Origin of the sequence: Glaciibacter kafniensis, assembly GCF_039538945.1 — a bacterium.
Lineage (GTDB): Bacteria > Actinomycetota > Actinomycetes > Actinomycetales > Microbacteriaceae > Cryobacterium > Cryobacterium kafniensis.
Genome location: NZ_BAABCN010000017.1, coordinates 43,287 through 64,473 on the forward strand (window position 1 = coordinate 43,287; position 21,187 = coordinate 64,473).

Below are 21,187 nucleotides of genomic sequence, written 5' to 3' on the forward strand. Positions count from 1 at the left end.
CATGAGGTTCTACGAAGCCGTGCCCAATCATGACCTGACTTACTCAGATGTGTTTCTCGTGCCGAGTCAGTCAGCCGTGACCAGCCGACTCGACGTCTCACTCGCCCCGGGAGACGGAACCGGCACCACCCTTCCGATCGTCTCAGCAAACATGAACTCGGTCACCGGCCCGCGTCTCGCCGCAGCTTTGGCCCGCCGCGGTGGGCTCGGCGTGTTGCCACAAGACATGCACCTACAGGATTTGGATGCAGCGATTCGCTGGGTCAAGGACCAGTCGCCGCGTTTCGACACCCCGTTTCACTTCGGGCCGGACGACACCGTTCAGGATGCGCTCCGTCAGGTTCCGCCCGTCGACGGGCAGGGCCTGGTCATCCGCGACTCACAGGGCGAGTACCTCGGCTGCATTGTCGCGTCCCGTCTGGCAAGCGCGCTTCCCGACGCCAAACTCGGCGACCTGATTCACGGCACCCTCGCCTCGATCGACGCCGACGATGTCGATGGACCACGCCGCGCCTTCGATCTGATGACCGAGGCCGACCTCGACTTCATGCCCGTGATGCACCACGGCGCGGTCATCGGAACGCTGAGCCGCAAGAGCGCGCTGCGCTCGACCCTGTACGAGAGCGCGGTCGACACGTCTGGTCGGTTGAAGGTGGCCGCAGCGGTCGGAATCAACGGCGATGTGGCGGCGAAGGCGAAGGCTTTGGCCGTTGCCGGCGTCGACGTGCTCGTTCTCGACACGGCGCACGGGCACCAGCAGGGCATGCTCAGGGCACTCAGCATCGTCGCCGACCTCGGGCTCGGCCTGCCGATTGTGGCGGGAAACGTGGTCACCGCCGACGCGGTCGCCGATCTCGTCGGCGCAGGTGCGAACATCCTGAAAGTGGGTGTCGGGCCGGGCGCCATGTGCACAACGCGCATGATGACCGCCGTTGGGCGACCACAATTCTCGGCGGTTCTCGAAACAGCAGCTGCTGCTCGCGACGCCGGGGCGCACGTCTGGGCCGATGGCGGGGTGCGCTACCCACGCGACGTCGCCCTCGCGCTTGCGGCAGGGGCATCCGCCGTCATGATCGGCTCCTGGTTCGCCGGAACGATCGAGGCTCCCGGCACACTCAACACCGATTCCCAGGGTGCGCTCTACAAAGAGAGCTGGGGGATGGCGTCGACGAAGGCGGTGCGCGACAGGTTCGATCGGCTCGACGCCTACGAACTCGCCCGCAAGACGCTGTTCGCTGAGGGGATTTCAAGCTCGAAGATCTACCTCGACCCGCTGCGGCCGTCGGTCGAAGACCTGCTCGACATGATCACCTCCGGTGTGCGCAGCTCCTTCACCTATGCAGGGGCGAGCACACTGACCGAGTTTCATGAGCGGGCGCTGGTCGGCATTCAATCGGCTGCGGGCTACGAAGAAGGCAAGGCGCTGCCCGTCTCCTGGTAGCGACGTGCAGCAACAGCCCCGAACCGGTCGATATACTTGGCGCACAATGGATGACCCTCCCTCTGCCAGTTCCCCCAGTCATAAACCTTCGCCCGTGAGCTGCGGCGGTGAGTGCATTGTTTGAGTGGATTCTGCTCGGCATCGGCCTCATCCTGACCGTGGGCACGGGCCTTTTTGTCGCCAGCGAGTTTGCGCTGGTCAACCTCGATCGAACAGACCTCGAGGCGCGTCAGGCACGCGGTGAGAGCCGATTGGCGATGACCATCGCCGCGCTCAAGATCACCTCGACCCACTTGTCGAGCGCGCAACTCGGCATCACTCTGACGACGCTGCTCGCGGGTTACACGATGGAGCCGGCGCTCAGCGGGTTGCTTACCCCGCCGCTGACGGCCCTCGGCCTGCCGGAAGTGGTGATTCCGGGAACCGCGACGGTGCTCGCCGTGGTGATCGCGACCCTCGTCTCGATGATCATCGGTGAGCTGGTGCCGAAGAACTTCGCATTGGCCCTGCCCATCCAGACCGCGAAGCTGGTCGTTCCGTTTCAGACCGCGTTCACGACCGTTTTCAAGCCTGTCGTGTTCGTGCTGAACGGCAGCGCGAACGGCATCCTGCGATCGATGGGCATCGAACCGAAAGAAGAGCTCTCCGGTGCACGCACGGCTGAGGAGTTGTCGTCGCTGGTTCGCCGCTCGGCCAGCGCAGGACTGTTGGAGAAAGACACTGCGACGCTGCTGCACCGCACCCTGCAGTTCTCCGGGCACACCGCATCCGATGTGATGACCCCGCGCCCCCGGGTCGCCAGCATCAATCGCACCGCGTCGGCCCAAGCCGTGATTGACCTGACCAGGCAGACCGGCTACTCCCGGTTTCCGGTCATCGACGAAAGCGTCGACGACGTGGTCGGCATCGTGCACATCAAGCAGGCTGTCGCCGTGCCGCGGCATCGCCGAGCGGATGTCCCGGTGTCTGCCCTGCAATCTGAGGCAATTCGCGTGCCAGAGACCATGAAACTCGACAGCCTGCTCGGGGAGCTCAAAGGCCGCGGCTACCAGATGGCCGTCGTCGTCGACGAATACGGAGGAACCGCCGGCGTCGCGACCCTCGAAGACCTGGTCGAAGAGCTGGTCGGTGAGGTTGCCGATGAGCACGACCGCACCCGTGCCGGTGTGGTGCGCTCGCAAGACTCGCTCACCTTTCCCGGTCTGCTCCGCCCCGACGAGGTGCTCGAACGCGCCGGATTCGTGGTTCCTGACGACGGGCCCTACGAGACAGTCGCTGGTTTTGTGATGAGTGAACTCGGCCGGCTTCCGGTCGTTGGCGACGTAGTCGACATCGACGCGGGGACGATGCGCGTCGAACGTCTGGACGGGCGCCGCATCGACAGACTGCGCTTCACCCCTGCTCCCGAACCGGAGCCGGAAGAAGCCGTGAAGAATACAACGAAGAACGCCGTGAAAAACTCCGTGAAGAATTCCGCGAAAAGTGATGCGGAGGCGAAGCGATGAGCGACTGGGCCGGAATAGCCTGGCTGGTGGTGCTGCTTGCCGGCAACGCCTTCTTCGTCGGTGCCGAATTCGCGGTGATCTCCGCGCGGCGCTCGCAGATCGAACCACTCGCCGAGGCGGGCAAACGCAGCGCGAAGACCGCGCTCTGGGCGATGGAGCATGCAACTCTGATGCTGGCGACGGCACAGCTCGGCATCACCGTCTGTTCTCTGCTGATCCTGAACGTGTCAGAGCCGGCCATCCACCACTTGCTGGAGATTCCACTTGGCCTGACCGGACTGTCTGAAGAGGCGATCGGCACCATCGGTTTCACCATCACCCTGCTGCTGGTCACCTACCTGCACGTCGTGTTCGGCGAGATGGTGCCGAAGAACCTCTCATTCTCGGTGCCCGACCGGGCCGTGCTCTTGCTCGCGCCGCCACTGGTCTTCATTGCTCGCGTGTTCAAGCCGGTGATCTACATGCTGAACGCCTGCGCGAATGCGGTGCTGCGCCTGTTCGGCGTCGAGCCGAAGGATGAGGCGACGAGCACGTTCACGCTCGATGAGGTGGCCAATATCGTCAGCCAGTCGACCCGCGAGGGCGTGCTCAGCGATGGAACCGGTGCGTTGAACGCCGCGTTCGAGTTCACGACACTCAAGGTGAAGGATGTCGCGGTTCACATCGACAAACTGATCGGCCTCCCGGCAACGGCAACCCCTGCCGATGTCGAGCGCGCTGTGGCCAAGTACGGGTTCTCGCGCTATGTCGTGGTCAACCCGGCCGGGGAACCGACCGGATACGTGCACCTGAAAGATGTGCTCGACCTGGATGCAGAGACCGACGAAGACGGGGAATCCGGCGGGTACTTTGCGCCGATCCCGGCCAAACTCATCCGTCAGCTGGTCTCGATCTTCGAGAACACCGACCTGGAAGACGCCCTGGCGACGATGCGTGGTTCCGGCGCTCACCTCGCGCGCTCGTTCACCGCTGAGGGCGAAACGACGGGTGTGCTCTTCTTGGAGGACATCATCGAGGAGCTCGTCGGCGAGGTTCAGGATGCGACGCGTCGCGACTGAACCAACGCCTCGCTGAGCTCGCGCGCTGGTCTCGCTGAGGGCCGTTGACGTCTCGCGCTGGGCTCGAACCGTGACCGGTACGAGCCCAGTGAAGGGGCCTCGCGAGCTCGCTGACCCGGGCGTACGCTGGCCGCGGGGCGAGAAGAAGGGCATGCTCATGTTGCAGAAATTGGAATCGATGGCCGTGCTTCCGGCCAAGGATTTGGCGCGGGCGCGGGCGTTCTATCAAGACACATTGGGGTTCGAAGCCGAGGAGATGCCTGGCGGGGACGGGGTGTTGTATCGCACCGGCGGCGGGACATCGTTCCTGCTCTACGAAACCGACAATGCCGGATCGGCGAAGAACACCCAGTTGAGTTGGTTGTCGGAGGACCTCGACGCGGAAGTCGCCGATCTGCGGGGGCGCGGAGTCGTCTTCGCCGAGTACGACTTTCCGGGCCTGAAGACAGAGAACGGCATCGCCACGACGGAGGGGATGCGAACCGCCTGGTTTCTCGACACCGAAGGCAACATCCTCGCCGTGAGCGAGCGCACTGCGTAGCGATGACTCCCATTCGGGTTGTCTGACGCTGACTCGACACCTGGGTCGTCATGCGACGGAGCACGCAGCTAGAGCGTCGCCTCCGCGGTGCGATGTGGTCGGGTAGAGCGCGAGCGGGCGTGGGGGTGAGACCGTGCCCAGAGGTCTCGCCTGCTCGCGGGCCCGGGCGTACGCTGGCCGCGGGGCAAGCAGAAAGACGGAGTCATGTTGAATTCATGCGAAGCAATGGCTGTGCTTCCAGCTAAGGATCTGAAGCGTGCGCGGGAGTTTTATCGGGACGTGCTCGGGCTCGAACCTGCAGAAGAGAACGAGGCGGGCCTGACTTACCGCACGACGGCCGGCAGCGGGTTCTTCCTCTACGAAACCGACAATGCGGGATCGGCGAAGAACACCCAAGTATCGTGGACCACCGACAATCTCGAAAAGGAAATGGCCGAGCTTCGAGGGCGCGGCGTCGTCTTCGCCGATTTCGATTTTCCCGGTCTGAAGACGGAGAACGGAATTGCAGAGCTGGGCGGGGAACGCACCGCGTGGTTCACCGACAGCGAGGGCAACATCCACGCACTCGGGCAACGCGCGTAGTCGCTGCACGTGCAGTCAGAGCAGGCGCCTCGTCAGAGCGCTGAAATCTAGTCACGCCACTGCGCACGCAGGTACTGCGGCGGCCAGTAGTCGAGGCTGACTCCGAGTTCGTGCGCCGCGCGCAGCGGAAAGTGCGGATCCCGGAGCAGTTCCCGACCGAGCAAAACGGCGTCAGCCTGCCCGGACGCCACGATCGCCTCCGCTTGGGAGGGAGTCGTGATGAGGCCGACCGCGCTCACCGGAAGCTCAGTGCGGGTCTTCACGAACTCGGCCAACGGAACCTGATAGCCGGGTCCCAGTGGAATCGTCACCCCCGTCACGTTTCCGCCCGAGGAGATATCGAAGAAATCGGCGCCCCGTTCGGCCGCCCAGCGGGCGACGGTGACAGTCTGCTGCTCATCCCAGCCGCCCGGCGCGTAGTCGGTCGCCGAGAACCGCACGAAGATCGGAATGCCTTCGCCGACGGCATCCCTGATCGCACTGATCACCTCGAGCAGCAGCCGCGCCCGGTTCTCGAGAGAGCCGCCATAGGTATCGTCGCGCTGGTTGCTCAGCGGCGACAGAAACTGATGGAGCAGGTAGCCGTGGGCCGCATGAATCTCAACGAGGTCGAAGCCAGCGGCAACCGCACGCACTGCCGCGGCGGCGAAGTCGGCAATGACCGAGCGGATGCCGGCCTGGTCGAGGGCGATCGGTGGCTCGTACCCCGGGAAGGGAAGGGCGGAGGCTGACACGGTCTGCCAGCCGCCCTCTGCGGCAGGAACGGTGCCGTGCACGTCGTGGCCCCAGGCCGGCCAGGTCGAGGCCTTGCGCCCGGCGTGTGCGAGCTGGATGCCGGCGTGTGCGCCCTGCGAGTGGATGAAAGTCACGACGCGACGCCAGGCCGCTGCCTGCTCGTCGTTCCAGATTCCGGTGTCGACGCGGGAGATGCGGGCTTCCGGACTGACCGCGCTCGCCTCGGCGATGACGAGTCCCGCCCCGCCGGTCGCCAATCCGCCGAGGTGCACAAGGTGCCAATCGCCCGGAACGCCGTCGGCCGCCTCGATCGAGTACTGGCACATCGGTGCGACCCACACCCGGTTGCGAAAGGTAAGCCCGCGCACGGTCAAGGGGGTGAAGAGCGCAGAAGTGGGCGACATCGGAGACCTTTCGTAGACGAAACAACCTATCGTGAGTGAATGACGATTGCCGGGAACTGGCTCGATTGGACCGCAGAGCGAGCGCGCGACTGGATTGCCGTGCCCCTGGCCTCCGACGATAAGTACTCACGCGGTGTGCTCGGGATGATCACCGGCTCACGTGAGTACCCGGGAGCCGCGGTGCTCGGTGTCGAAGCAGCGGTGCGCACGGGGGTCGGGATGGTGCGCTACCGCGGACCGGAGCGTGCAGAGAACCTCGTGCTGGCCCGTCGCCCGGAGATCGTGAGGGGCGCCGGACGCGTGCAGGCCTGGCTGACGGGGTCGGGAATGGATGCCGGCACACGCTCGACTGAGACGACGGCGATGGTTGCCGCGGCGCTCGCCGAGGGGCTGCCGAGCGTCGTCGATGCAGGATGCCTCGACCTCGTGGTGGGCGGCGCACCGATCGTGATCACCCCGCATTTTCGTGAACTCTCGGCGCTGCTCAGCCGGCACGGCATCGAGGCGACACCCCAGCAACTTCAGCAGGCGCCGGGGGAGTGGGCGGTTCGTGCGGCGGCGACGCTGCAGGTGACGGTGCTGCTGAAAGGAAGCGTGACCCACATTGCGTCCCCGGCCGGAATGCAGATTCGGGTGTCGGGGAGTACCCCGTGGCTGGCGACGGCCGGGACCGGCGACGTGCTGGGCGGCATCCTCGGAGCTCTGGTCGCCACTCACGCTGAGCAGGCACAGAACGACCAGAACGCACTGGCGGAGTTGGCCGCGACGGCGTCGCTGCTGCACGCGCAGGCTGCGCTGCGGGCGTCGGCCGGGGGACCGATCGCGGCACTCGATGTCGCGGAGGCGCTGCCCGCAACGATCGCTGCCTTGTTGGGCGGCACGCCCGGTCGGTGATTGAGGAGCAGCCGACGGAGGAGGCCGCGTCTATGAGGTATATGGGCCGTCTCGTTGGTCGAGGAGCACGCGACGCAGGAGCGCGCGTCTCGAGACCCGGCGCGCCGATCTCTTGACGCTGGTTGCGTTCGAAGCTCGGCTTACGGGGTCTCTGTAACGATCGCTAGCCTGTCTGGTTGACAGCTGGCAGGCTGGTGCTCATGCACAAGGTGGAAGGTGACTCCCGAGGTCGCTGACCGTTCTTGTCGACCACCGGAACGCCGTCGCGTCGGTCGAAAACCGTGACGCCCGATGAGTTCAGTGGGCGTGGCGGTTGTCAACCCGCGTGGTGCAATCGGGCTCGGCGTCCGACCCGCGCGGTGGCATTCGACCCGCGTGGCGGATGTACGGCAGGGACGTTGATGGGCGGACTGCGAATTGCGCGCGTTGGGCGCCGCTGCGCGCATTGGCGCCGACCCGCGTGGCGGCACCGGACCCGCGCAGCGGATGCGGTCTGTCTGACGGAGGTTCGCTGCCTCAACCAGCTACATCGCACGGTCAACTTTTAGGAAACTCGACGCCCACGCGGCTTGGCATCACCCAGAGAAGGGTCGGGACGGCCGCAGGCGAGCCGATGTTCACACGCAACCCAAGTTCAAGGGTCGGCTCGCGAGATCTCGAGCTTCGGGGCCGCTGTGCGGCATTGTGGTGGACGAATTTGACCATTTCGGTGGTCGAGGAGGCCGCCCGCGGCCGTCTCGAGACCCCGTGAGCCGATGTTCACACGCAACCCAAGTTCAAGGATTGGCTCGCGAGATCTCGAGACGCGTGCTCGCACGCTCGCGCGCTCCTCGATCAACGAAACGGTCATATACCTCATAGACGCGTGCTCGCACGCGCGCTCCTCGATCAACGAGGAGGTTCTAGCGCGGGATGCGCGCCAGGAACTCGCGCGTGCGCTCCTCCTGCGGGTTCTCAAACACCGCGGCGGGCTCCCCGATCTCCAGCACCCGACCGTGATGCAGGAACGCAACGCGGTCGGCGACATCCCGGGCGAAGCTCATCTCGTGGGTCGCCATCACGATCGTGGTTCCGGTCTGCTTGAGCTGACGCACGAGATCGAGCACCTCGCCGACGAGCTCGGGGTCGAGCGCGCTCGTGACCTCGTCGAGCAGCAAGAGTTCTGGCTCGGTGGCGATGGCCCGCACGATGGCGGTGCGCTGCTGCTGGCCGCCGGAAAGCCGGTCAGGAAAGTCGCGCGCCTTGTCGGCCAGGCCGATCTGGTCGAGCAGCTCGAGGCCGCGCTTCTCTGCGACGGCACGGGATTGCTTGTGCACGGTGCGGCTGGCGAGCGTCACGTTGTCGAGCACGGAGAGGTGCGGAAACAGGTTGTAGTGCTGAAAGACCACGCCGATGCGGGAGCGAACGGCGTCGACCGGGGTGCGCGGGTCGCTGATGTCGTGTTCGTTCAACCAGATTTGGCCGTCGTCGACCTGCTCGAGCAGATTGATCACGCGCAGCAGTGTCGACTTGCCCGATCCGCTCGCGCCGATCAGGGCGAGCACCTCGTGCTTGTGCACGTCGAGGGTGATGCCGTCGAGCACGGTGTTCTGGCCGAACGACTTGCGGACGCCGTCGAGGCGCAGCACCGGAGTGGTCGTGGCCGGGGTCGTCGCGTTGAGTGCGCTCATACGAGGCTTCCGATCTGCTCGCGCCGGCGCATCCGCGCAGTAATCCAGTCGGTCAGTCGGATCATCGGCAGCGCGAGAAGCACGAAGAGCAGCCCGGCGAGCACGTAGGGGGTGAAGTTGAAGCTGGCGGCGGTTTCGATCTGTGCGGCCCGCACCGCGTCGACGGCGCCGAGCACCGAGATGAGCCCGACGTCTTTCTGCATGGCAACGAAGTCGTTCATCAGGGCAGGGGTCACCTTGCGCAACGCCTGCGGCAGCACCACCCTGCGCAGGGTCTGGCCGTGGCTGAGGCCGAGCGATCGGGCGGCGAGCACCTGAGACGGGTGCACCGCCTCGATGCCGGCCCGCCAGACCTCTGAGACGTACGCCGAGTAGGTGAGGATGAGAGCGACGGTGCCCCAGAACGCCACCGGCATCCGGGGGAAAATGTCGAGGCCCGGCAGGCCGAAACCGACCAGGTAGAGCACGATGAGCAGAGGCACGCCGCGGAACAGATCGGTGTAGCCTGCGGCGAGGGCACGCAGCGGAAAGAAGACCGGGCCGCGAAGCGTGCGAAGGGTGGCGAGGATCAGGCTGAAGATCAGCACTCCGAGCGCCGCAAAAATCAGCACCTGGATGTTGAGCAACAGACCCTCGAATACCCTTGGCCACGCTTTGATCGCGACGGCGGGGTCGAAGAAACTCTTTCGTACCGCGGCCCAGCCCGGCGTGTTCACGACGAACAACCACACCAGCGCCGCGAATACGAGGGTGCTGACGACGCTGATCAGCACCGCCCGCCCGGTTTGGCGTTGGCGGAAGGCGCGGCGGCCCAGCTCGTTCTCGCTGGGAGGCGGTGAGGTGGAGAGCGGTGCGGTGGGCAACGGGTCGCCGGAGCGACTCCGGCCGAGTGTGGTGGTCACGCCCTCGAACTACTTGAGTACTGGAGCGTCTGCGTTGCCGGCCAGCCAGGTCGCGGCCAGCTCGTCGAGCGTGCCATCGGCCCGCAACGCGTCGACGGCAGCGGTTACCGCCGGCGTGAGCGAGCTGTCCTTCGCCAGGACCAGCCCGAACTTGTCGCCACCGGCACCCGACTCCGGGAGCTGGCCGATGATCGTACCGCCGTCGAGCTCGACTCCGGTCAGGTAGAAGGCGGTCGGCAGGTCGACGACGATGGCGTCGACGGCCCCGCTCTGCAGGGCCAGCTTGGCATCGTCGTTGGTGTTGAAGACCTGCACGCCCGCAGTCGGAGCAATCAGCTTTTCGGCATCGGTGAAGCTGGTCGTGCCGGTCTGCGCGCCAACGAGCAGACCCTTCAAATCGGCGATGGAGGTCGCGGACGCTGCGGCCGAGGCATCGGTGGTGATGACGACCTGGGTGGTCTCGTAGTACGGCGAGGAGAAGTCGACGGCGGCCGCGCGCTCCGGGGTGATCGAGAACTGCTGCAGATTGAAGTCGAAGTCCTTCGGCCCTGGAGCGATGGCCTGATCGAACGTGCTGCTGACCCAGACGACGTCGGAGTTGGTGAAGCCCAGCTTGTCGGCGACCGCATAGGCGACGGCGGATTCGAACCCCTCGCCCGATTCGGGCTCGCCGATCACCCAGGGGAAGTAGGCCGGATCGCCGGTGGCGATCGTCAGCTTGCCCTCGGTCACATACCCGGCACCCGTGCCGGACGTCGATTCTGCGCTCGTCTCCGCTCCGGAGGTCGCGCCACAGGCGCTGAGTGCGAACACGGTTGCGGCGGCGGCAGCGACCGCGAGGCCGCGGGTGAAGGTGCGACGACGGGGCATGAGGTCTCCTCGGTGATGCGAACGTTTCATCCAGCATGGCGGAGCAGCCGATTCGCTGCTGGTGCGCGTCGAAATGTGACGAGGAGGGGGCGCGGCTCATGTTGCGTCCGACAATGTGGGAAAGTGAACCGTGCAGCAACTTGAGACTTCGCCCGTCGCGGCATCCGCTGGGTGGATGACCCGTCGCTCACTGCTCTGGACCGGATTCGCACTCGTGCACGGCTGGCTGATCTGGCTCTGCCTGAGCGCCGTCGGCTGGCCGCTCGGCGATGTCGAGGGCGTCTACCGACCGTGGGCCGAACTGAGTGTGTCTGGCGACGCGATTGTCGGCATCGATACCCCGTTTGTCTACCCGATCATCGCGCTGGTGCCGATGGTTCTCGCCCTGGCATTCGGTTCTGCCGCCTACGCACTCGTCTGGCTCGGTCTGGTCACGGTGCTTGACGCCGTGGCATTCGCCGTTCTGCTCGGGATGGGCCGGGCGCCGACGCGACGTCTCGCCGGGACCGCCTGGTGGTGGCTCGCCTTCCTGCTGTTGCTCGGGCCGATCGCCCTGGCTCGGATCGACTCCATCACGGTTCCACTCGTCATCATCGCCCTGCTCTGGCTGCGCACCCGACCGTTCTGGGGAGTCGTGTTGCTCACCGTCGCCACCTGGGTGAAGGTGTGGCCGGCTGCGGCGCTCGCCGCGCTGGTCGTGGTGTCCCCGCGGCGCTGGCGCATCACGCTGATCGCCGGAGTCACGAGCGCCGTGATCGTGGTGATCGCGCTCATCCTGGGCAGCGGCCTCAACGTCGTCAGCTTCGTCGGCCAGCAGACCGGGCGCGGTATTCAAATCGAGTCCCCGGTCGGCACCATCTGGATGTGGCTGGCCGCGCTCGGCGTGCCAGGCTCTACCGTCTACTACGACTTCGACATTCTCACCTTTCAGGTCGTTGGCCCTGGCACGGATCTGGCCGCGCTTCTGATGACTCCGCTGCTGGTGCTCGCGGTCGGGGTGGTGCTTCTGCTCGGGGTGCGGGCTCAGCGTCGGGGGGCAGCGATCGAGACACTGCTGCCGCCGTTGGTGCTCGCGCTGGTGCTGACCATGATCACGATCAACAAAGTGGGGTCACCGCAGTTCATCAGCTGGATCGCGGCGCCGCTCATTCTGGGAATCGCGGTGGGGGGTGCGCGCTGGTCGACCCCGGCGATTCTGGGATTGGTGCTTGCCGCGCTCACCCAGCTCATCTACCCCTACTTCTATGACGGGTTGCTCGTGCCGACGGTGGCCATGGTGCTGGTGCTGACCCTTCGCAACGTGCTCGAGTTCGTGCTGCTCGGCTGGGCGCTCTGGGCCCTCGCGACCGCGCACATCCGGCGCGACGGTTCGGGTGGCACCCAGCTGCCTGGCGCACACTTTTCACCAGAACTCGTGAAGGAGTAAACAATGCTTGTCGCTTTTTCGGTCGCGCCCTCCGGCGCCGGCAATGAGGATGCCTCTGTGCACGACGCGGTTGCCGCCGCGGTGAAGATCGTGCGGGAGTCCGGTCTGCCGAACCACACCGATTCAATGTTCACGACCCTCGAAGGCGAGTGGGATGAGGTGTTCGCGGTGATCAAGGCCGCGACAGAAGCCGTCGGTGCGTTCGGCCCGCGGGTGTCCCTCGTGCTGAAGGCCGACATCCGCCCCGGTCACACCGGGGAGCTCACCGGAAAGGTCGAGCGCCTCGAGAAGGCGATCGACGAGGCGTAGGCGGCTGTGACGGCAGCGGCTGGGCCGGCGTCGAGAGCGCCTCAAATGGCGCGAGCGTGACGATGCCGGCGACCGCGTGCGCGAGGTCCGCGTCGTCGGTGATGAAGGCATCCGCCTGCAGCTGGGCGATTGCGACGTACTCGGCACGCGCCGTGTCTTCCCAGTCGTGCTCTGCCGCGATTCGCCAGGCGACGGCCCGCGAGACGCGATCACCGAGCAGACGGATGCGCATCGTGGTGATGCCGTCGAGGAGTGCGAGGGCGTCATGGTCGTTCAGCTCGCCCCGGCGAACCGATCGGTAGAGCACGGAGAGCGCCTCCGAACGCAACCGATGAGGGGCGACGAGCTGGTGTTCGTCTGACACCGTGATTCGTTCGCGCACCAGACGGATGGCCGTGGCGGCATCGATCGCGTATCGAGTCATGGGCACAGTATGCGCCGCACTGACGACATCCGCCCGGGGCGCGCCCGAGGAATGGGCGGCGCTGACCAGGCCTTAGGCTGGAATGATGCACCCCTCTTCTGACGGGCCGACGTTGTTGTCGCCGGCCCGAATTCGTCTTGCCCTCGTGGCGCTTGCGCTCGGTGGCTTCGGCATCGGAACGACCGAGTTCGTTGCCATGGGACTGCTGCCGAACCTGGCCGCCGATCTGCTGCCGAACCTGGCCGCCGTCTCACCGGATGCCGCGAATGCGCAGGCCGGCTGGCTGATCACCGCGTATGCGCTCGGGGTCGTCGTCGGTGCGCCGACGATCGCGGCAGCGGCGGCTCGGTGGCCGCGCAAACAACTGCTGCTGGTGTTGCTGACCGCCTTCACTCTCGGAACCATCGCCTCGGCGCTGCTGCCGAGCTTCGGCCTGGTTCTCGTGGCCCGATTCGTGGCAGCCCTGCCACACGGCGCTTATTTCGGAATCGCGTCGCTCGTGGCCGCCGACCTGATGGGGCCGGGCAAGCGCGCCCGCGGTGTCGCATTCGTGTTGGGAGGGTTGACCATCGCCAATGTGATCGGCGTGCCGGCGATCACCTGGCTCGGTCAGCACTCCGGCTGGCGCATCGCCTACCTGGCGGTTGCAGTGATTTTCGTGCTCACCTTTCTCGCCGTCGCCCTCTTCGTTCCCCTGCAGCCGGGCAACCCGCAGGCCACCATGCGCAACGAGCTGCGCGCGTTCGGGCGCCTGCAGGTGTGGTTTGCCCTCGGCATCGGGGCCATCGGGTTCGGTGGGCTTTTCGCGGTGTACACCTACGTGGCCCCCCTGGTCACCGAGATCACCGGGATGCCGGCGAGCACGGTTCCGCTCGTTCTCATGGTCGTCGGCCTGGGAATGGTCGTCGGCAACTTTGTCGGTGGGGTACTTGCCGACAAGAGTGTGCGCCGCACGATCTACGGGTTCTTCCTGCTGATGATCGTCGCCCTGGTGGGGCTGGCGCTCAGTGCGCAGCTCTTGATCGGACTGCTGCTCGGCGTGTTCTTGATCGGGGCGTCGGCATCCGCTCTGTCGCCGGCGATTCAGAGCAGGCTGATGGATGTCGCCCACGACAGCCAGTCGATCGCCGCGGCTCTGAACCACTCGGCGTTGAACATCGGCAACGCCCTCGGCGCCTACCTCGGGGGCGTCGCCATCGCGGCTGGGTTCGGCTACCTCTCACCGATCTGGATCGGCGCGGGCCTCAGCACCATTGGAATCCTGCTCGCGGCGGGAACGTTCGGCATCGACAGGGCGCGGCGGATGAAGGGTCTGACGGTTCCGTACGGCACGCAGTCGGTGGCCGTCGTGGGGGCCGGCGCCCGGGAGTAGCAGCGGCGGCGAGTTCAGGCCTCTGGCTCAGAGCAGAAAACGTGTGACCACGGCCCGGTGATCGCTGTCGCCGGCCGGAACGACGTCGTTGTGCACCGGAGTGAGACCGGACTGAAAAATGTGATCGATCCGCACGACAGGGTTCGCGGCCGGCCAGGTCGGGCCGAGCGACATCGTGGACTGGTTAGGCTCCGACACGACGCGACGCAACGCGGTCAGTGAGGGATCCGTCACCGCCGCATTGAAATCGCCGACCACGAGCACCCGGTCGTTCTCGTCGCGCGCCACTGTTGCGGCCAACGCCGCCAGCATGTCGTCGCGGTCGCTCTGAAAGCCGATACGCAGCGAGGCTGCGTGAATCACATACACGCTGATGAGGCCGTTCGGCGTGTCGACGTCGGCGGCGAGGGCTCGCTTCCAACCCAGCCCGAGATCGAGCGGCTGTTCGTTGAGGATGGGGTAGACGCTCCAGAGGCCGACGGTTCCCACCGCGTAGGAGTATGGATGGGTGGCTTCGAGTGTGTCGCTGGCCGCATCGCGTGCCGTGCCGTCCAGTTCGACGAGAGCGATCACGTCGGCTCCCTCGTCGACCAGGGTCTGCGCCGACGCGGCGGCGGTGCCAGACCCGGCCTGAACGTTCTGACTGGCGACGGTCAGCGTGGAGGTATCCTCCTCGGCTGCTGAGGCGCCGCTGAGGGGAACAATCAGGGGTACGACGAGCAGGAGCCACACGAGCAGGGGAACGGCGCTGACAAGCCACGCACGTCGCCGGCGTGTCAGGAGCGCCGCGAGAACGAGCAGCGGAACGACGAGGCCGAGCCACGGAAGTACCGTCGCGATCGCGGTGCCGAATGGGCCGACAATCAGCGGGTGGATCGCCAGGAGCACCGCGAGCAGCAGGGCGATGACTGCAATGACGCGTGCCCACGCCCGTCGAGAGCGCGCGGAACCAGGCGGGCGCTCCGCAGAGTGAGTGTGATCGACGCGTTCCGGCATGGTTGCCATGCTATTTCGAGGCCACTGTGAGGCTGATGTGCGTGCCAGGTCGAGTGGCGCCCGCGTGTCCCCTCGTCATCGACGCAGAGCAGGCGCCAGCCAGGGGCGAGTATCGCGACTGCAGCTGGCGCGGCGAAAGAAGTTAGTCGTTCTGCAGCAGAATGCCGTCACGGATGGCGCGCTTCCGCAGCGCCACTTTCGTGCCGACATCGTGCCCGGCCAGGCGGTACTTCTCGCGAATGCGCTTGAGGTACGACTTGGCCGTCTCTTCTGAGATGCCCAGCTGGGTGGCGACGGCCTTGACCGGTTCGCCGGCGCCGTAGAGAGCCATCACGCGGCGCTCCTGAGCGCTCAGACGGGGAGAGCCTTCGTTGCCGCCGGTGAGGGCGAGATCGAGCTCGGCTGAGATAAACGATTCACCGTTGTGCGCGGCGCGGATCGCCTCGACGATCATGCTCGCTTCTTCGCTCTTGACGAGATAGCCGAGCGCACCGGCCGCGAGGGCCTCGCGCACGAGAGCCGGCTCAGAGTAGGTGCTCATCAGCACGGTCTTGACGCCAGTGGTCTTCAACGTGGAGATCTTGAGCGAGACCGGAATGTTGTCTTTGAGGTCGAGGTCGAGCAGAACGACATCGACAGGAAATTCCGGGTGGGTGAGCAGCTCTGGCCAGGTGGTGACAGCAGCAACCATGCTGATGTCGTCTGCCGCGCTTCTGATCCATTCGGTCAAAGCACCGAGCAGCATCCGGTGGTCATCCACGATGGCCAGACGGATGGGGCTGTTCGCATTCATCTCTGAAGTCTCCTACTGCCTCTGCTCCCGCTGGACCGTGGCGATATTAAGCATCTGCGGGATTGTCAACACTGCATTCGATATCAACTCGAAGACTGCCGTCTCGAACGGAGTCAAGATGCGTGCCGACTACACGGATAGCATGCCATGTCTCGGGGTCAACCTTTTGGCGTGGCACGCCTTTAGCGAGCAATTTGATTGGAAATCGCACATTTTGGTGTAGTAATCCACGTTTTGACGGCGAAATTGGTCCGAAAGCGAGCGAGATCGTCGTTGCCGGACGCGTGTCGTCACTGATCAGCAACCAGATCGCGAGAAGCAACGCATCCCGCTGAGTAGGGGCGAGCAGGCCGGCCAAGCCGTTCGGGTCTTCGACGCTCACCGACGGGCCGAGGAATTCCGATTCGGTGACGGCGTGGTACAGCCAGGTTTCGGTGCGTCCTTCGATCAGGTGCAAGCGCAACTGAGTGGCGAGTGACGCGGCAGTTCCTGCTGTGGCGGCGGGCAGCGGCAGCGGTGAGCGGCCCTCCGCGACGTCGTCGAGCAGGGTTTCGGCTGCGAAGTCAAGAGCGGCGAGTCGTTCGGAGGCCAGCATCCCCACCGCAAAACGAGGCTGAGACACGGTGCTCTGCACCAGCACGAGGTCGAGTTCCAGCTGCACCATCCGGCGAAAGGCGCGCACGATCTCGATTCCGATTGCCGGCGTCAGCAGAGCCAAACTCAGAATCAGGATGTCGGGCGCCAGGGAGAGCGGGTCGGTGCGCGGCTCAAGGAACGCAGCCGTGACCAGCGTCACGCCGAGCACGCCCGTCGCAATGAGCAGGCTCCGTTCGCTCTGCACCGTGATGAGTGTGCTCAGGAGTACGCCGACGGCGGCAGCGGCCGTGGGAAAGACGCCATCGCCCCTGAGTCCGGTTGTTCCGGCCAGGTCGAGGGCCACAACGACAGCCCCGCAGCCGAGCACACTCCAGAAGGCCCAGCGCGGCAGCTGGGGAACGAAGAGGCGAGCGCTGATGACGGCGACCGTCATCACAATGGCGAGCAGAATCCAGGCGGTCAGCGTGGGAAACGGGTTCGGATACGACGACCATTGAACGGCGAACCGCCAGAACAGAAAAAGCGTGATGAAGCCGCCGCTGAAAACCAGGCCGATGCCGAGGTGGCGTCCGCCGAGACCGTTCTGCTCGAGTCGGGCTTCGCGCGCGGTGTGACCGGGTTGCCGCGCGGAGCGCCGAGAATCCGCCCGCGGTTGAAACGCCTGCTCGCTGGGCTGTAGTGAACGCGGGTATGCCCGGTTGTCGGTCGACTTGGTCATTTCGGCACCTCAAGAACGACAGTGGTGCCCGAGTTGGGCGAGGAGAAGAGGCGGGCGTTGCCGCCGACATCGCGGAGCCGGGCGACGACGGATTCGGCGAACCCGAGCCGGGCCGTGTCAACGGCGGTGAGATCGAAGCCGACACCGGCATCCGTCACCATCGCTCGCACCGTCGTGTCGTCGTCTGTAATGGTCACGTCGGCTCGGGTGACACCGGAATGACGGCGCACATTCTCGAGACATTCGGCGAGGGCGAGAAGGAACGAGTCCAGCACATCGCTCGGAAGCAACACCTGACCGCTGCCGTGCCAATCAACATCGAGGCCGAGACGGCCGAATCGCTGTTTCACCGACTCCAGCGTGGTGCCGAGGGTTGACTCGGTGGCGGGTTCCAGGGTGTACACGCCCGACCGCTGGGGTGCCGGCATCCCGCCGAGGCGCAGCTGGCGCAGCAACTGGGCGTCATCGCCGGCTTGCGCACGCAGGGCTTCCGGCCGCACGCCGACCCCGGAGTGCGCCAACAAGGTGAGGGTGGCGAGCACCGTGTCGTGAAGGAGTCTGGCGTCGTGGCGACGTTGAGCTTCACGCTCGCTCGCCTGACGTTCGACGCGGTGAGCACGACCGATTGCGGCGATCCGCTGCATGACCTTCGGAATGCTCTGCCCCATCCACCAGCCGCCGAGTGCGTTGGCGAGCCAGCCGCAGAGGGCGAGGGCGAGGGGGAGTGATGATCCGCCGGCGGCGATGGTCACGAGTGCAACGCTGCTGAGGGTGAGCACGAGTGACACGGCGAGCAGCACCGCACGGCGCAGACTCTGAGCGAGCACCATGGCCACACAGCTCACGGCCCCTGCCGCGATCACGCCGACGACCGACTCCTCGACGACGTTGAGGCCGTCGGAGGTGCTGTCGCCGAATCCGATGGTGAGGATGATGCCGACACCGGAGAGCACGATCCCGGTCGCCCAGCCCACCGAGCCGCTGCGGCCGAGAAGGTACTGGCAGAGCGCCAGCGCGACGGCGAGGGGAAGGCAGAGCACGAGGGTGGCCGGAGCGACTCCTCCGGGAACCAACAAGCAGAGCACGGCCGTGGCCGTGCACGACAGACCGATCAGCCGGGCTGTCTTTCGCAGAAGCCGGTCGCGCTCCTTGACAATGCGTTGCATGGTGCTTGCTTCGATTCTGTGAGGTTGGACTCTTGCACCATATCGGGATTCCGCTAGCCAGGCAGGAGCCGGCGTAGTTGTGCGCCGACGAATTCAGATTCGATGAGGAACCCGTCGTGACCGTACGCAGACTCGAGGACGACGGCTTCGGCGCCGTCGATGTTGTTTCGAAGATGTCTGGCGATCTCCTGCTGGCCTGACAAAGGGAACAACCGGTCAGTGTCGATTCCGAGAACAAGACTGCGCGCGGTGATCTCGCCCAGGGCAGCGGCGACGCTCTCTCTTCCGCGTGCGACGTCGTGGGAGTTCATCGCCTCGACCAGGGCGATGTAGCTGTTCGCATCGAAGCGACGGGTGAACTTGTTGCCGTGAAAGTCGAGGTAGGACTCAACCGCGTAGCGCCCATTGTTGCCGAGTGGGCTGATCTCGCTCTGCCAATCCCTCTCAAAACGGGTGTTCAGCTCGTCGGGACTGCGATAGTTCAGCAGGGCCATCCGGCGGGCCAAGGCGAGACCGCGGGTGGGGCCGTCGCCGTCGGCAACGTCGTAGTAGTCGCCGGAGCGAAACAGCGGGTCGGTGCGGATCGCCTCAATCTGCACCGAGTTCAACCCGATCTGATCGGCCGTGGTGACCGGGGGAGCGGCGAGCACGGCGAGCCGTTCCACGCGCTCCGGTTGCATGATCGCCCATTCGAGGGCATGCATCCCGCCCATTGAACCGCCGACCACTGCCGCCCAACGGTCGATCCCGAGCCGGTCGGTCAGCTTGAGTTGGGCGGCCACCTGGTCTCTGATCGTCACGAACGGAAATCGTGGGCCCCATTCGAGGCCGTCGGGGGCGAGCGTCGACGGACCGGTGCTGCCCTGGCATCCGCCAAGCATGTTGGGCGCGACCACGAACCAGCGATCGGTGTCGATGGCGAGGCCGGGGCCGACCACCCCGCCCCACCAGCCGGCAGTGGAGTGACCGCGACCCGACGAGCCGATCAGGTGACTGTCACCCGTGAGGGCATGAAGGATGAGCACCGCGTTGTCGCCGGTAGGAGAGAGCGTGCCCCAGGTTTCGTAGGCGAGGCGCACGTTCGGGAGGCTGCCCCCCGCTTCGAAGCTGAGCGGCCCGAGATTCTGAAACTGACGGTTGCCGACCGGATCGCCATCACGCCAGGCACCCGTCGCGGGAGGCTTGCCGAGGAGCGAGCGCGCCTGTGCCTCTGTGATGAAGCTGGACGGGACCGTGTCTGCTGATGATTGCCATTCCATTGCGCCTCTATTCTGCCCGTCAACGCGACACCCCCGCCGATTGTTACGTCGGCGGGGGTGTCTGTGCGGTTCAGAGGGGGCGCCGTTCAGGCGCAGGGCCGATCAGGCGTTGGCACGTGCAGCGGCGACGACGGCGCGAGCGGCGGCGAGGCCGAGCTCGAGGTCAGCCTTGATGTCGTCGATGTTCTCGATGCCGACCGACAGGCGCACCAGTCCAGGCGTCACTCCGGCGGTCAGCTGCTGCTCAGGTGACAGCTGGGCGTGAGTGGTCGAGGCCGGGTGGATGATGAGCGAGCGCACGTCACCGATGTTGGCCAGGTGGCTGAACAATTCGACGTTGTCGACCAGCGCGCGACCGGCATCCACGCCACCCTTGAGCTCGAACGACAGCACAGCGCCGACACCCTTCGGGGCGTACTTGTTAGCGTTGGCGTACCACGGGCTCGACGGCAGGCCGGCGTAGTAGACCTGCGCAACGTCGGCGTGGTTGTCCAGCCATTCGGCGATGTCCTGGGCGTTCTGCACGTGACGCTCGATGCGCAGGCTCAGAGTCTCGATGCCCTGAATCAGCTGCCAGGCGCTGGCCGGGGCGATGGATGCGCCGAGGTCGCGCAGCAACTGCACGCGCGCCTTGATGATGTAGGCGATTCCGTCGCCGACCGCCGTCGTGTAGCTGGCACCGTGGTACGACGGGTCCGGCTCGGTCAGCCCGGGGAACTTGTCCACGTTCTTCGACCAGGCGAACTTGCCGCCGTCGACGATGACGCCGCCGATCACCGTGCCATGGCCGCCGAGGAACTTGGTGGCGGAGTGCACGATGATGTCGGCGCCGTGCTCGAACGGACGGATCAGGTACGGCGTCGCGATCGTGTTGTCGACGATCAGCGGGATGCCGGAGCCGTGGGCGACATCCGCCACCAGCGAGATGTCGAGCACGTTGATCTTCGGGTTGCCGATGGTCTCCGCAAAGAACAGCTTGGTGTTCGGGCGGATGGCACGACGCCATTCTTCGGCGTCGTCCTGGTTCTCCACGAACGTCGTCTCGATGCCGAGCTTGGCCAGCGTGTACTTGAACAAGTTGTAGGTGCCGCCGTAGATGGAGCTCGACGAGACGATGTGGTCGCCGGCCTGGGCGATGTTCAGCACTGCGAAGGTCGAGGCCGACTGGCCGGAGGCGAGCAACAATGCTGCCGTTCCGCCTTCGAGCGCAGCGACGCGCTCCTCGACGACCGCCTGGGTCGGGTTCTGGATGCGCGTGTAGATGTTGCCGAACTCGGCCAGTGCAAACAAGTTCTGAGCGTGCTCAGAGCTGTTGAAGACGTAGGAAGTGGTCTGGTAGATCGGTGTGGCCCGCGCGTTGGTCACCGGGTCAGGCTGTGCTCCGGAATGAACCTGCTTGGTTTCAAACTTCCAGGATGCCGAGTTGTCGCTCATGGGAAAATCTCCTGCTTCGCTGTCGGGGAGAGCGCGGTCCATCCTCGCTCTGGTGAGAGCCTAGGCAGCCTGCGCCCGGCTCGCAAACGCA

20 protein-coding genes are annotated in these 21,187 nt (G+C 65.7%); 9 read left to right on the forward strand and 11 right to left on the reverse strand.

What is annotated here, in order from left to right; genetic code table 11:
• Window position 1: 1 nt before the first annotated feature.
• The 5 genes from guaB1 to ABD791_RS19000 all read left to right on the forward strand — a co-directional run bounded on the left by guaB1 (window position 2) and on the right by ABD791_RS19000 (window position 5,127).
• Entirely contained in the window at window positions 2-1,441 is a 1,440-nt protein-coding gene (guaB1, locus tag ABD791_RS18980; RefSeq protein ID WP_345069451.1) for a GMP reductase, read from the forward strand.
• Between the two features lie 116 nt (window positions 1,442-1,557).
• Complete coding sequence (locus ABD791_RS18985) at window positions 1,558-2,946, forward strand: hemolysin family protein (protein ID WP_345069777.1); 1,389 nt, start codon at window positions 1,558-1,560, stop codon at window positions 2,944-2,946.
• Window positions 2,943-4,004, forward strand: a complete 1,062-nt coding sequence (locus tag ABD791_RS18990) for a hemolysin family protein (RefSeq protein ID WP_345069452.1) — start codon at window positions 2,943-2,945, stop codon at window positions 4,002-4,004. The genes ABD791_RS18985 and ABD791_RS18990 overlap by 4 nt, the downstream gene beginning before the upstream one ends.
• Window positions 4,005-4,161: 157 nt before the next feature.
• Window positions 4,162-4,545 carry a VOC family protein gene (locus ABD791_RS18995; protein WP_345069453.1) on the forward strand — a complete coding sequence of 128 codons (384 nt, stop codon included), beginning with the start codon at window positions 4,162-4,164 and terminating at the stop codon, window positions 4,543-4,545.
• Between the two features lie 204 nt (window positions 4,546-4,749).
• Window positions 4,750-5,127: a VOC family protein gene (locus ABD791_RS19000; protein ID WP_345069454.1), complete on the forward strand. Its 378-nt coding sequence runs from the start codon at window positions 4,750-4,752 to the stop codon at window positions 5,125-5,127.
• Between the two features lie 47 nt (window positions 5,128-5,174).
• Here ABD791_RS19000 and ABD791_RS19005 read toward each other — a convergent pair whose 3' ends face one another.
• Window positions 5,175-6,266 carry an NADH:flavin oxidoreductase/NADH oxidase gene (locus tag ABD791_RS19005; protein WP_345069455.1) on the reverse strand — a complete coding sequence of 364 codons (1,092 nt, stop codon included), beginning with the start codon at window positions 6,264-6,266 and terminating at the stop codon, window positions 5,175-5,177.
• Window positions 6,267-6,305: 39 nt separating this feature from the next.
• Between ABD791_RS19005 and ABD791_RS19010 the strand changes: the two genes are divergently transcribed.
• Window positions 6,306-7,160 carry an ADP-dependent NAD(P)H-hydrate dehydratase gene (locus ABD791_RS19010; RefSeq protein WP_345069456.1) on the forward strand — a complete coding sequence of 285 codons (855 nt, stop codon included), beginning with the start codon at window positions 6,306-6,308 and terminating at the stop codon, window positions 7,158-7,160.
• Window positions 7,161-8,062: 902 nt separating this feature from the next.
• Here ABD791_RS19010 and ABD791_RS19015 read toward each other — a convergent pair.
• The 3 genes from ABD791_RS19015 to ABD791_RS19025 are packed head-to-tail and all read right to left on the reverse strand — an operon-like array spanning window position 8,063 to window position 10,602.
• A complete protein-coding gene (locus ABD791_RS19015) occupies window positions 8,063-8,830 on the reverse strand; it encodes an amino acid ABC transporter ATP-binding protein (protein ID WP_345069457.1) in 768 nt (255 codons plus the stop codon).
• Window positions 8,827-9,732, reverse strand: coding sequence for an amino acid ABC transporter permease (locus ABD791_RS19020; protein WP_425562273.1), 906 nt, complete (start codon window positions 9,730-9,732; stop codon window positions 8,827-8,829). Before ABD791_RS19020 ends, ABD791_RS19015 begins: the two co-directional genes overlap by 4 nt.
• A 9-nt stretch (window positions 9,733-9,741) precedes the next feature.
• Window positions 9,742-10,602, reverse strand: coding sequence for an ABC transporter substrate-binding protein (locus ABD791_RS19025; RefSeq protein ID WP_345069458.1), 861 nt, complete (start codon window positions 10,600-10,602; stop codon window positions 9,742-9,744).
• A 175-nt stretch (window positions 10,603-10,777) separates the two neighbouring features.
• On the opposite strand from ABD791_RS19025, the gene ABD791_RS19030 reads away from it, so the two are divergent.
• On the forward strand, window positions 10,778-12,028 hold the full coding sequence (locus tag ABD791_RS19030) for a glycosyltransferase 87 family protein (RefSeq protein WP_345069459.1): 1,251 nt from the start codon (window positions 10,778-10,780) through the stop codon (window positions 12,026-12,028).
• Window positions 12,029-12,031: 3 nt separating this feature from the next.
• Window positions 12,032-12,337 (forward strand): thiamine-binding protein, encoded by a 306-nt coding sequence (locus tag ABD791_RS19035; RefSeq protein WP_345069460.1) that lies wholly within the window; start codon window positions 12,032-12,034, stop codon window positions 12,335-12,337.
• Here the strand turns inward: ABD791_RS19035 and ABD791_RS19040 are convergent.
• The gene (locus ABD791_RS19040) at window positions 12,291-12,761 is read right to left on the reverse strand and encodes a type II toxin-antitoxin system VapC family toxin (RefSeq protein WP_345069461.1); all 471 of its coding nucleotides are present in this window, start codon (window positions 12,759-12,761) and stop codon (window positions 12,291-12,293) included. The two genes, ABD791_RS19035 and ABD791_RS19040, sit on opposite strands and share 47 nt — an antisense overlap.
• A gap of 85 nt (window positions 12,762-12,846) precedes the next feature.
• Between ABD791_RS19040 and ABD791_RS19045 the strand changes: the two genes are divergently transcribed.
• On the forward strand, window positions 12,847-14,133 hold the full coding sequence (locus ABD791_RS19045; RefSeq protein WP_345069462.1) for an MFS transporter: 1,287 nt from the start codon (window positions 12,847-12,849) through the stop codon (window positions 14,131-14,133).
• A gap of 27 nt (window positions 14,134-14,160) precedes the next feature.
• Here the strand turns inward: ABD791_RS19045 and ABD791_RS19050 are convergent, their stop codons facing one another.
• The 6 genes from ABD791_RS19050 to ABD791_RS19075 form a co-directional block, all read right to left on the reverse strand.
• Window positions 14,161-15,129 (reverse strand): endonuclease/exonuclease/phosphatase family protein, encoded by a 969-nt coding sequence (locus tag ABD791_RS19050; protein WP_345069463.1) that lies wholly within the window; start codon window positions 15,127-15,129, stop codon window positions 14,161-14,163.
• Window positions 15,130-15,271: 142 nt separating this feature from the next.
• Window positions 15,272-15,922, reverse strand: coding sequence for a response regulator (locus ABD791_RS19055; protein ID WP_345069464.1), 651 nt, complete (start codon window positions 15,920-15,922; stop codon window positions 15,272-15,274).
• A 46-nt stretch (window positions 15,923-15,968) separates the two neighbouring features.
• Window positions 15,969-17,237 (reverse strand): hypothetical protein, encoded by a 1,269-nt coding sequence (locus ABD791_RS19060; protein WP_345069465.1) that lies wholly within the window; start codon window positions 17,235-17,237, stop codon window positions 15,969-15,971.
• Complete coding sequence (locus ABD791_RS19065) at window positions 17,234-18,403, reverse strand: sensor histidine kinase (RefSeq protein WP_345069466.1); 1,170 nt, start codon at window positions 18,401-18,403, stop codon at window positions 17,234-17,236. The genes ABD791_RS19060 and ABD791_RS19065 overlap by 4 nt, the downstream gene beginning before the upstream one ends.
• A 53-nt stretch (window positions 18,404-18,456) precedes the next feature.
• Window positions 18,457-19,662, reverse strand: coding sequence for a homoserine O-acetyltransferase MetX (gene metX / locus ABD791_RS19070; protein WP_345069467.1), 1,206 nt, complete (start codon window positions 19,660-19,662; stop codon window positions 18,457-18,459).
• A gap of 102 nt (window positions 19,663-19,764) precedes the next feature.
• On the reverse strand, window positions 19,765-21,096 hold the full coding sequence (locus ABD791_RS19075; RefSeq protein WP_345069468.1) for a bifunctional o-acetylhomoserine/o-acetylserine sulfhydrylase: 1,332 nt from the start codon (window positions 21,094-21,096) through the stop codon (window positions 19,765-19,767).
• Window positions 21,097-21,187: the final 91 nt, after the last annotated feature.